Below are 10,768 nucleotides of genomic sequence, written 5' to 3'. Positions count from 1 at the left end.
AAGCCCGCCTACGGGTGATCCCCGGCGACACACCGGACCAGGAACAGCTCCCGGACAGCCTCACCGCATAACCTGCAGAAACGGATCACGCGGTGGCAGCTCGTACACCACTTCCCTGGACGTGACCGGAGACAGTGGCGTCACGACCCGCAGGCCGGCCTGCTCGTAGGAGCCGTCGGCCTCGATGACGATGAGGTCGGATGGCCGCAGGCCAGGTGACTCGGTCTGGCTGTTCTCGTCCTCGTCCTCGTCCGCGCATGCGCAGAAGGCACGCGGCAGAAGCACGCGGTTGGTGTGAATACGCCCGTCGATGTCGCAGACACCCCTCACCGCTGGCGGAGCGTACGTGAGGCTCGCCGGAGCCGCTCGGTTCCGGTGAGGAGGGACTCGCCTCCATGGAAGGCGACGTGCGTCGTCTGAATTCGATGCTCGCGCAGGTATGTAGGTCCCCTGTACGGCGGCACTACTTCAGGTCCGACCCTATGAGGAGTGATTCCCATCGTCCAGCCGGTGACGGTCTGCGAGGCACTCCCGCACCCCTTTCTCGGCGGCGGTCGAGGATGGGTGACCTTCCCCCAAGACCTGACGAGCCAGTCTCAAAGACTCTTCGTACAGTTCGAGGGCAGAAGCCGTGTCGCCGAGCAGGCGCATGACCCGGGCGAGGTTGTTCATGGAGACGATGCTCGCGGGATGCGTCTCACCCAGTACCTTGCGTCGCATCGTGAGAACTTTCTGATGGAGCGCATGTGCCTCTTCCAGATCTCCCCGCACACGCGACACCTCCGCAAGGTTGTTCATCCAGACGAGATTGTCGGGATGTTCCTCTCCTAACAGCTCGCTTCCGACCCTTACTACCTCTGTGGCAAGAGTATGGGCGGTGGAGAGGTCGTGAAGACGACGGCACACCTTGCCGAGATTGTTCATTGCCATAAGAGTATGGACATTGCGTTCGCCGAGTGCGCGTAGTCGCGCGAGGACGACTTGCTCGCATATGCGCTTTGCATCGGGAAGGCGCTCATCCTGCTCCATGAGGACACCGGCCAGATCATTCATCGTCTGGATCGTGTCCGGGTGATCCTCTCGGTAGTCGCGGCGGTACACAGAGAGCATCTGCTCATAAAGGTCTTTTGCTTCGTTCAGATTTCCCAGTCCGTGAGTGACCTGCGCAAGACAGTTCGTCAGGCGCAGCAGGCGTGGGTCCGTGTCCGAGAGTGCCTCTTGGCCGATCCGCCGAGCTCGGCGGCACAGTTCTTCGGCCACCGCGTAGTCGCCGCTTCGGAACAGTCGAATGCCAAGCTCGCCGAATAGTTGTGCGGCAAGAATCCTCTCTTTCTCGCCGAATGGCACCTCTCCGTTCGCCAGGTGGGTCCAGACCTTGTCCGCATGGGGAAGCAGGGTGGCGGCGCGGCTCCAACCGTCCGGGTCTCGCTCGTCTACCTGCACGCCCGCCCACAGGAGAGCCAGTGTGGCGTTCACCCAGCGTGAGACGCTCCAGGACGAGGACGAGTCTCTTCCGGGTAGAAATACCGTTCGCAGGGCGCGCAACCATCGCAACCTGCGGTTCCCATCGGCTGTGACCCTCTCGCGGAGCACGTCTGAGATCAACTGGTGAACACGGATGTGCTCGGCGGTGGCGGAGGTGAGAAGTGACGCCTGGAGGAGCGTCGCGATGGTCTCGTCGAGGCCCACGACATCGGCACAGGCGCGCGCGAGCGCACGGGGAAGCACGGACGGGTTCATCGCCGGCAGGTTTCGAGGGACCTCCGACGGCGCCATGAACGCGAGAACGCGAAGGAGTTGCATGGCTGCAAGATTGCGTCTCGCGACCCAGTCGAAGGAGAGCTCGACAGCCGCCTCCACACTGACGCGATTGTGGCCTGAGCCCTGCCGGAGCAGGCGCGCGCGACTGGAGTCGTAGCGCTGCAGGTAGTCGCGGAGACCGATGCCGGAGTCACGGCAGTAGGCGCCCGCCTGCTCCAGCGCGAGAGGCAGGCCCCCAAGCCTTGTCGCCAGTTCCGCAGAGGAGTCCTGGTCGCTGTCGCCGGCGCGGTTGCGTAGGAACCGGGCGGCCTCTCCCTGTGGAAACACCTCTAGGAGCAAAGTCTCTGCGAGACGATCGAATTGTGGATTCCTGGACGTCATGAGGACCTGACCGCCTGACGTGACAGGTACCAGATCCAGCAGGTCCTCGCAGGTCCTGGCGTCATCGAATATCAGTAGCCATCCCTCCCGCTCGCTCAGAGACTCCACAACTCTCCTGGCTGTGGACTCGGCGGTGGCGGAGGACAGGTTCAGTTGGCTGCCGAGCTCTGCCAGGGAAGAGATCACCGACGTTCGGCTACCCGCCGAAATCCACCATCCCAAACTGATCGACGATCGTCGGCGATGTGCGTAAGCGAGAGCGAGTTGCGTTTTTCCGACACCTGCCATGCCACACAACAGAAGCGCGCGACCGCTTCCTCGCATCAGTATCGTGCCGATCCTGCGAAACTCCGCTCTGCGATTGCTGAAGTCCTTAACGGGTGCTGGGATGTTCCATATCTGAGCGTCGGTGTTCGGGGCGACCATAACTGGGGGAGGTGTAAGTTCGGCAGACGTGCCGTGCCGTGTGCGCAGCTCCATCATGAGTACGGGAATCGCGAGCAGTATGCATATAGGCCACGCCAGCCACAGGTTCGATCGCCAGGAATCGGGAAGAGCATTCGAGGCGACGTTGGTCGTCGTCGGCAACAGGACGACAGCGATGACCGATGTAGTCAAAACCCAAGAGGTCCGACGACGTGGCAAGACCAGCTCCTTCGAACGCTCTTCCCGAGGGCGGTGCCGCCGCCTTCTCGACAGATTACTCGTAGGAAGCGCCTGTGGCCACGTCGCCGGACAGATGAAGGGCTACAGATCCGGCGGTGCCGGCGGCCAGGTCTGAAGTTAGCCTCCGGGCCGAATTGGTGGTTCAATCAGCTGTGATTAATGGCGAAGTGAATCCTTCGGCTCGCTTGTCGTCCGGCAGCCCCTCCAAAGCCATGCCGGCGCAGTCGGGGGCCGGAGTGTGCAGTATGAAGATGCCGTTCATGGGATTCCCGCTGATCGTGAGCCGAGGAGTCTTCGCCGCCCGATCTGGGGGAGCAGGGTAACAGAATTGCCGTGTTACGCGTGGCTCATGCCCTAATAGCCACGGTGCGGGCAGAGAGGCGGTTGTCCCCGTCGTCTGCATTCTGCTGTCGAGGCGTGCTTGGCTTACATATAGAAGGTTTCAGATAGGCTGACGGCGTGAACGAGCCGCTGGTGCGGCGGATGCGGGAGTTCGGCACGACCGTGTTCGCCACGATGACGAAGCTGGCCGTGGAGACGGGCTCGATCAACCTGGGCCAGGGCTTCCCGGACACCGACGGGCCGGAGCGCATGCTGGAGCGCGCGGTCGAGGCCGTACGGAGCGGTCTCAACCAGTATCCGCCCGGACCGGGCCTCCCCGAGTTGCGCCAGGCGGTCGCCGAGCACCGCAAGCAGTGGTACGGCCTCGCCTACGACCCCGACGGGGAGGTCCTCGTCACCGTCGGCGCCACCGAGGCCATCGCCGCCGCGATCCTCGCGCTCTGCGAACCGGGCGACGAGGTGGTCGTCTTCGAGCCCTACTACGACTCCTACGCCGCGGCCGTCGCGCTCGCGGGAGCCGTACGCAGGGCGGTCACGCTGCGTGTCGACGCGGGGCGGTTCACCTTCGACCCGGCCGAGCTGGAGGCCGCGATCACGCCCCGCACCCGCGCGATCCTGGTGAACTCGCCGCACAACCCGACCGGGACCGTGTTCACCCGCGAGGAGCTGGAGTGCGTCGCCCGGATCTGCCTGGAGCACGACCTGATCGCGGTGACCGACGAGGTCTACGAGCACCTCGCCTTCGACGGCGTCGAGCACGTTCCGCTCGCCACGCTGCCCGGCATGCGCGAGCGCACGGTCATGATCTCCTCCGCGGGCAAGACCTTCAGCGTCACCGGCTGGAAGACCGGCTGGGTGTGCGCTCCTGCGCCGCTCGCGGGCGCCGTGCAGGCGGTCAAGCAGTTCCTCACCTTCACCGCGAACGCTCCGTGGCAGGCCGCGGTCGCGTACGCCCTGCGGGAGGAGATGGAGTGGGTCGCGGCCCAGCGGGCGGCCCTGCAGGCCAAGCGGGACCGTCTCGTGACGGGCCTGGCGCAGGCCGGCTTCGACGTGCTCCGGCCGGCCGGCACCTATTTCGTGCAGACCGACATACGGCCGCTCGGCTTCGAGGACGGTCTGGAGCTGGCCCGGCGGCTGCCCGAGCTGGCGGGAGTGGTGGCCATCCCGACCCAGGTCTTCTACGACCACCCCGCGCGGGGTCGTCACTTCCTTCGGTTCGCCTTCTGCAAGCGGGACGAGGTCATCGACGAGGCGGTTACCCGCCTGCGCCGCCTCGGCGGCGATCGGGCGTGATGGCGGAGGGTCACCTCCCGGCCGATGGTATCGGCGTGATACCGCTCCATAGGATGAAGACTGACATCGGGTTTCTCGAGGCGGCGCTGCTTCGTCCGCAGACGTCGTTGTTCGGGCGGGACGCCTACCCGGATCTGCTGACCAAGGCCGCGGCCATCCTGCACTCGATCCTCTCCAACCACCCGTTCGTGGACGGCAACAAGCGAGCGGGCTGGCTCACGACGTACGTCCTCTGCGCGAAGAACGGAGTGGACATCGAGCCGCAGGACGACGACGCCGCCTACGACTTCGTGATCGCGGTGGCGTCGGGGAAGCTCACCGAGGTCGACGAGATCGCGGATGTGTTGCGCGGCTTCACCGCCGCATCCTGAGCACACGGACCGTGCCGGCGGCGACGAGCGGGGTCGCCAGCCACAGGAAGGGCACCGCGGTGGCCGCCCACGCGCTCGCCGCGGCGGTCAGCAGCCAGTAGATCCCGATGGCCCAGTAGACCCAGGCGTTGCCGCGCAGGCGTCGCAGGTTGGCGTCCGGCCGGTGCAGGCGCTGCGCCAGCACCAGGGTGAACAGCGCGCCCTGGCAGAGCAGCAGGACGGCCTCGTTGCCGGCGAACAGGCCGGTCCCCAGGGCCCTGCCGTCCGCCTCGGCCGGCAGGTGGCCGGCGTTGGCCTCGCCGAAGATCGACGTCGTGTAGGGCAGGACGGCCACGAAGAACAGCAGCGGGATGTGCAGCAGGAGCATCGACTGGGACACCCGCTCGATCTGGTCGAACAGCGTGTGATGGGCCCGCCAGGCGAACCAGAGCATGAGAAAGGCGATGGCGAAGGCCATGAAGGAGCCGAAGTGGTCGCCGAAGAAGGCCCCCAGCCGCTGGAAGTCCTCGCCCTCGGGACGGGGGAGTTCCAGGGCGAGCAGCGTGATGGCGATCGCGAAGATCGCGTCGGCGAAGACGCCGACGCGTTCGTGCGTGAGCCCGGGACGCACCTGAGGCGTGGCCATGGGGATCTCCATGAGAGGGGGGCAGTGGCGAGCATTCTGGCAGAAGTCGCCTCGGACGGGAGCCGGAGGAGAGCCGGCCGGCGAAGGGACGGTCATGCGCAGGACCCCGGCGGGAACGGCCCTGCCGGCTCGATGCCGGGCTTGTTCGCCCACCTTGGTGAAATCTGCCCATGGATGCGGCAGGGGTGGGCGAGACTCGCCAATGAAGGCCCGGATGGGGCTGGATAGTTTCCGGATGTGGGCGGACGCGTACTGATCGCACTGGGCGGCAACGCCATGACGGCTCCCGACGGGAGCGCGTCCCCGGCCGACCAGCAGCGGGCGATCGGCGAGGCGATGGCCGACGTGGCGGAGCTGCGGAGGGCCGGGCACGAGGTGGTGCTCACCCACGGCAACGGCCCCCAGGTCGGCAATCTCCTGCTGAAGAACCAGCTCGCCGCCCACGTCGTGCCGCCCGTGCCGCTCGACTGGTGCGTGGCCCAGACGCAGGGCACGATCGGCACGCTCATCATGAACGCCCTGCAGCGCGAGCTGGGGCACGCCCGGGTGGCGGCGATCGTCACCCGCACGCTCGTGGACCCGGCCGACCCGGCGTTCCAGGACCCCGTCAAGCCGATCGGGCGGTACTTCGGGCAGGACGAGGCACGCCGTTTCGAGGGGCACGGCCAGGTGTGGCGGCGCTTCGACCGCGGATGGCGGCGGGTGGTCGCCTCGCCGCGGCCCGTGGAGATCCTGGACGCCCCCGCAGCCGTCGCGCTCATCGACGCCGGATTCACCGTCGTCGCCGCGGGAGGCGGGGGAGTGCCGGTCGTGCGAGGGGAGGACGGCACGCTGACCGGGATCGAGGCCGTGATCGACAAGGATCTCGCCGCCGCCGCGCTTGCGGTCGCCATCGGCGCCACCGACCTCGTGATCGCGACCGACGTGCCGTACGCCGCCGTCGACTTCGGCACGCCCCGCGCCCGTCCCATCGGGGAGATCGACGTGGCCGCCCTGCGCGGGTTGCAGGCGGCCGGTCACTTCGCCGGAGGCAGCATGGGGCCCAAGGTCGAGGCCGCCCTGTGCTTCGCCGAGGAGACCGGGGGACGGGCCGTGATCACCTCGCTGCACCACATCGGTGCCGCGCTGTCAGGAAATATCGGTACGAGGGTGTACAGAGGGGTGGAGAGATAGTGCCGGATCCGATCGAGGTACGGAAGGTCCCCATCGAGAGCGTCACCGACGCCTCCGGGCTGGCGAGGCTGATCGACGACGGCGTGATCGAGGCCGACCGCGTGCTGGCCGTCATCGGCAAGACCGAGGGCAACGGCGGCGTGAACGACTACACGCGGATCCTGGCCGACCGGGCCTTCCGCGAGGTGCTCGTGGCCAAGGGCACGCGTACCGCCGAGGAGGCCGCACAGGTGCCCCTGGTGTGGTCGGGCGGCACCGACGGCGTGCTCAGCCCGCATGCGACGATCTTCGCGACCGTCGATCCGGCCACGGCCGTACGGACCGACGAGCCGCGGGTGAGCGTCGGCGTGGCGATGAGCGAGGTGATCCTCCCCGAGGACATCGGCAGGCCCGCCATGGTGGAGAAGGTGGCCGCCGGGGTGCGCGAGGCGATGAAGATCGCCGGCATCGACGACCCGGCCGACGTCCACTACGTGCAGACCAAGACGCCGCTGCTCACGTTGTCCACGATCACCGACGCCAAGGAACGCGGCCAGACGGTCGTCACCGAGGACACGCTGAAGTCGATGGACATCTCCAACTCCACCACGGCGCTCGGCATCGCGGTCGCGCTCGGGGAGATCGAGACGCCCTCGGCCGAGCAGATCCACAAGGACCTGTCGCTCTACTCGTCGGTCGCCTCGTGCTCCAGCGGCGTCGAGCTCGACCGGGCCCAGATCGTCGTGGTGGGCAACGTACGCGGGATCGGCGGGCGCTACCGCGCCGGCCACTCGGTCATGAAGGACGCCCTGGACACCGACGGGATCTGGGAGGCCATCCGCGGGGCGGGCGTCGACCTGCCGGAGCGCCCGAACCGAGATGATCTCGGCGACCGGCTGGTGAACCTGTTCATCAAGTGCGAGGCGGACCCTTCAGGCCGCGTACGCGGGCGGCGCAACATCATGCTCGACGACTCCGACGTCCACTGGCACCGCCAGATCAAGGCGACCGTCGGCGGGGTGGCGGCGAGCGTGACCGGCGACCCGGCCGTGTTCGTCTCCGTGGCGGCGGTGCACCAGGGCCCGTCCGGCGGAGGACCCGTGATCGCCATAGCCGACCTGGGCTGACACCACCGGCGCGGTCCTTGGGTAGGGTCGGGAGACGTGCCATCGATTCCGCAGCCCCTGCGCCCCGACGACGACGGCGGCACCGACGCGTCCGTCGCGTCGGCGCTGTCGGCGTTCCAGGCCGGCACGGCGACGGCGGCCGACGTCCTGGCGGTGCTCGCCGGGACGAGGCTGCTGGTGCCCGTGGTCGCGCTGCTCACCGAGTCGGAAGTGGGGGAGCACGGCCTGCGCCAGGAGAAGGAGAGCGAGATGGCCCTCCCGAAACTGGTCGGCAAGGACGGTCGTGAGGCCGTGCTCGCCTTCACCGGGACCGAGCCGATGCGCAGGTGGCGCCCGGACGCCCGGCCTGTGCAGGCCACGGCCCCGCAGGTCTGCCAGGCGGCGCGGCACGAGAACGCCGCCGCCGTCGTGGTGGACGTGGCCGGGCCGGTCCCGTTCGTGATCGAGGGCGGCCTGCTGCAGGCCCTCGCCACGGTGGAGGAGGCCAAGAGGGACGCCTCCGCCGTCGACCGGCTCGCCCGCGAGGTGCCGGGCGCCACGGTGGCCCATTTGGGGACCGCGGAGGAGAAGCGCCGCCGCTGGTGGAGCCGCCGCGCCTGACCCCGCCCATGCGCTAGCGGAAGGGATTGCGCCCGGTGACCGTCAGGTAGAGCGGGAAGAAGACGGCCCACATGATGAGGCATCCCAGAAACCATGCCTCGGGCGTCGCTATCCGGACGGGCCCGAAGGTGAAGACCGCGGGGTGGCCCCGCCTGAGGTGCTCCTTGGCATCCGCGTAGACCCACGCGTCGACCGCGCACGCCGCGATCAGGACGAGAATCGGTGCCAGCACGGTCAGGGATGGCCCTGTCATTGCGCCGTCCTTCCGGCCTCATCGGCGAAGTGCTTTCGCGATCAGCCTACTGGCTTCGGCCTTTTCGCCGTGGGGTACGGCGAGCGGCGCCGGGTCCGTCGTCCACAGGTGCGGGGTCGTCCGCAGAAGCGCGGTCTGTCCACAGGGCAGCGCGCACCCCGGGCGGTGGCGGCGCGCGGGCGTTAGGGTCGGCCGCGTGTCCCTCCTCGTCCTCGCCGCCGTCCTCGCCGCCGCCGTCCTCGGCCTGGTCGCGGGAGCGTACGCCCGGGCGGTCGCCGCGGGGTTCGAGACGCAGCCGGGAGCACAGCCCGGAGCACAGCCGGGAGCGCGGCCCTGCGGGGAACCGGGCGGCCTCCGCGGGGAGGCGCTGCCGGCGTTCGCCGCGGCGGCCCGCGCCGTGCCGCTGCCCCGCCCGCCGTACGTGATCGAGGGCGCGACCGCGCTGGCCGCGGCGCTGGTGACCTGGCGCGTCCACGACGGCTGGGTGCTCGCCGCGTGGCTGTACGCGGTTCTCGCGGGGGCCGCCCTCGCGGAGATCGACCGGCGGACCTGGCGACTGCCCGACGCGATCACGCTGCCGTCGTACCCGATCCTGCTGGTCCTGCTCGCGCCGTCGGGCCGCCTGCTGCCGGCGATGGCGTCGGGCTGCGCGCTTGGCGCGGTCTACGCCGTGCTGTGGTTCGCCCGCCCCACGGGCCTCGGGCTCGGCGACGTGAAGCTGGCCGGGCTGATCGGGCTGCTCACCGGGGCGCTCGGCGTGCAGGCCACGATCGTCGCCGGGATGGCGGGCCAGGTCCTCGGCGCGCTGTACGCCGTGGGGCTGCTCCTGGCGCGCAAGGCCACCCGCACGACCGAGTTCCCGTTCGGCCCGTTCATGCTCGCGGGCATGCTCGTGGCGCTGGCTTTTCCGGATATATAGGACGGGCCGTTTCCCGGTATCGGGGCACCCGTGGATGGTCAAGGGGGTGTCAGGGGGCGGCGCACTGGGACGCACATGGAAGACTTGTCACCATGCTGCGCTGGTTGACCGCCGGGGAGTCACACGGCCCCGAGCTTCTCGCGATCCTGGAAGGCCTGCCCGCCGGTGTGGAGGTGACCACCGCCGACCTCGCCGAGGCGCTGCGCCGCCGCCGTCTCGGATACGGCCGCGGGGCGCGGATGAAGTTCGAGCAGGACGAGGTGACGATCTCCGGCGGCGTACGGCACGGCCGCACGCTCGGTTCGCCCGTCGCGATCCGCATCGGCAACACCGAGTGGCCGAAGTGGGAGACCGTCATGGCCGCCGACCCGGTGGACCCGGAGGTGCTGGAGGGCCAGGCGCGCAACGCGCCGCGCTCGCGCCCCCGCCCCGGCCACGCGGACCTCGCCGGCATGCAGAAGTACGGCTTCGACGACGCCCGGCCGGTGCTCGACCGGGCCAGCGCGCGGGAGACCGCCGCCCGGGTGGCGCTCGGACAGGTCGCCCGCTCCTTCCTCAAGCAGGCGCTCGGAGTCGACATCGTCAGTCACGTGGTCTCCATCGGCGAGGCGAGCGCGCCCAGCGACGTGCTGCCCGGCCCCGGCGACATGGAGGCGGTGGACGCCGACCCGGTGCGCTGCGTCGACCCCGCCGCGAGCGCGGCGATGGTCGCCGAGATCGACAAGGCGCACAAGGACGGCGACACTCTCGGCGGTGTGGTCGAGGTCGTCGTCTACGGCCTGCCGCCGGGCCTCGGCAGCTACACCCACTGGGACCGGCGCCTCGACGCCCGCCTCGCCGCGGCACTCATGGGCATCCAGGCGATCAAGGGGGTCGCGGTCGGCGACGGCTTCGAGACAGCCCGCCGCCCCGGCTCGCGGGCGCACGACGAGATCGAGAACACCCCCGAGGGCGTGCGCCGCATGACCAACCGGGCCGGCGGCGTCGAGGGCGGCATGACCAACGGTGAGCCGCTGCGGGTCAGCGCCGCGATGAAGCCCATCTCCACCGTGCCCCGCGCGCTCGCCACGGTCGACGTGCTGACCGGCGAGCCGGCCAAGGCGCACCACGAGCGCTCGGACGTCTGCGCGGTCCCGGCCGCCGCGATCGTCGCCGAGGCGATGGTGGCGCTCGTGCTCGCGGACGCGGCCGTCGAGAAGTTCGGCGGCGACTCCGTGGAAGAGGTCGCGCGCAACCTGGCGGGCTACCTGTCGTCCCTGGTCATCAAGTAATAGGGTT

General features: G+C 69.2%; 11 protein-coding genes. 7 read left to right on the top strand and 4 right to left on the bottom strand.

Going from position 1 to position 10,768, the window contains the following annotated elements:
- Window positions 1-60 precede the first annotated feature (60 nt).
- Window positions 61-285, bottom strand: coding sequence for a hypothetical protein (locus FLW16_RS26555; RefSeq protein ID WP_142562853.1), 225 nt, complete (start codon window positions 283-285; stop codon window positions 61-63).
- 195 nt (window positions 286-480) lie between these two features.
- A complete protein-coding gene (locus FLW16_RS26550) occupies window positions 481-2,568 on the bottom strand; it encodes a tetratricopeptide repeat protein (RefSeq protein WP_260615605.1) in 2,088 nt (695 codons plus the stop codon).
- A 699-nt stretch (window positions 2,569-3,267) separates the two neighbouring features.
- Here FLW16_RS26550 and FLW16_RS26545 point away from each other — a divergent pair.
- Complete coding sequence (locus FLW16_RS26545) at window positions 3,268-4,443, top strand: pyridoxal phosphate-dependent aminotransferase (protein WP_142562851.1); 1,176 nt, start codon at window positions 3,268-3,270, stop codon at window positions 4,441-4,443.
- A gap of 53 nt (window positions 4,444-4,496) precedes the next feature.
- A complete protein-coding gene (locus FLW16_RS26540) occupies window positions 4,497-4,814 on the top strand; it encodes a type II toxin-antitoxin system death-on-curing family toxin (RefSeq protein WP_260615601.1) in 318 nt (105 codons plus the stop codon).
- Here the strand turns inward: FLW16_RS26540 and FLW16_RS26535 are convergent.
- On the bottom strand, window positions 4,798-5,439 hold the full coding sequence (locus tag FLW16_RS26535; protein WP_185949605.1) for a TMEM175 family protein: 642 nt from the start codon (window positions 5,437-5,439) through the stop codon (window positions 4,798-4,800). The two genes, FLW16_RS26540 and FLW16_RS26535, sit on opposite strands and share 17 nt — an antisense overlap.
- 237 nt (window positions 5,440-5,676) lie before the next feature.
- On the opposite strand from FLW16_RS26535, the gene FLW16_RS26530 reads away from it, so the two are divergent.
- From FLW16_RS26530 to FLW16_RS26520, 3 genes are read left to right on the top strand one after another with little or no spacing between them, the layout of a single operon-like run.
- Window positions 5,677-6,612 (top strand): carbamate kinase, encoded by a 936-nt coding sequence (locus tag FLW16_RS26530; RefSeq protein WP_260615600.1) that lies wholly within the window; start codon window positions 5,677-5,679, stop codon window positions 6,610-6,612.
- Window positions 6,612-7,718: a ring-opening amidohydrolase gene (locus FLW16_RS26525; protein ID WP_142562849.1), complete on the top strand. Its 1,107-nt coding sequence runs from the start codon at window positions 6,612-6,614 to the stop codon at window positions 7,716-7,718. Before FLW16_RS26530 ends, FLW16_RS26525 begins: the two co-directional genes overlap by 1 nt.
- A gap of 36 nt (window positions 7,719-7,754) precedes the next feature.
- Complete coding sequence (locus FLW16_RS26520; RefSeq protein WP_142562848.1) at window positions 7,755-8,318, top strand: SseB family protein; 564 nt, start codon at window positions 7,755-7,757, stop codon at window positions 8,316-8,318.
- A 13-nt stretch (window positions 8,319-8,331) separates the two neighbouring features.
- On the opposite strand, the gene FLW16_RS26515 is transcribed toward FLW16_RS26520, so the two are convergent.
- On the bottom strand, window positions 8,332-8,571 hold the full coding sequence (locus FLW16_RS26515) for a hypothetical protein (protein ID WP_142562847.1): 240 nt from the start codon (window positions 8,569-8,571) through the stop codon (window positions 8,332-8,334).
- 196 nt (window positions 8,572-8,767) lie between these two features.
- Between FLW16_RS26515 and FLW16_RS26510 the strand changes: the two genes are divergently transcribed.
- The gene (locus FLW16_RS26510; RefSeq protein WP_185949604.1) at window positions 8,768-9,490 is read left to right on the top strand and encodes an A24 family peptidase; all 723 of its coding nucleotides are present in this window, start codon (window positions 8,768-8,770) and stop codon (window positions 9,488-9,490) included.
- A 92-nt stretch (window positions 9,491-9,582) separates the two neighbouring features.
- Entirely contained in the window at window positions 9,583-10,761 is a 1,179-nt protein-coding gene (gene aroC / locus FLW16_RS26505) for a chorismate synthase (protein ID WP_221891302.1), read from the top strand.
- Window positions 10,762-10,768: the final 7 nt, after the last annotated feature.

The sequence above is a fragment of the Microbispora sp. KK1-11 genome, assembly GCF_006874435.1.
Lineage (GTDB): Bacteria > Actinomycetota > Actinomycetes > Streptosporangiales > Streptosporangiaceae > Microbispora > Microbispora catharanthi.
The sequence above is the reverse complement of the archived record's forward strand: the minus strand, read 5'-3'. Positions and strand labels throughout refer to the sequence as shown.

Bases quoted from the DNA above. Each gene is read 5' to 3' on its own strand.
- FLW16_RS26550 (WP_260615605.1), bottom strand. From the start codon at position 2,568: ATGGTCGCCCCGAACACCGACGCTCAGATATGGAACATCCCAGCACCC.
- FLW16_RS26540 (WP_260615601.1), top strand. From the start codon at position 4,497: ATGAAGACTGACATCGGGTTTCTCGAGGCGGCGCTGCTTCGTCCGCAG.
- FLW16_RS26535 (WP_185949605.1), bottom strand. From the start codon at position 5,439: ATGGCCACGCCTCAGGTGCGTCCCGGGCTCACGCACGAACGCGTCGGC.
- FLW16_RS26515 (WP_142562847.1), bottom strand. From the start codon at position 8,571: ATGACAGGGCCATCCCTGACCGTGCTGGCACCGATTCTCGTCCTGATC.
- aroC (WP_221891302.1), top strand. From the start codon at position 9,583: ATGCTGCGCTGGTTGACCGCCGGGGAGTCACACGGCCCCGAGCTTCTC.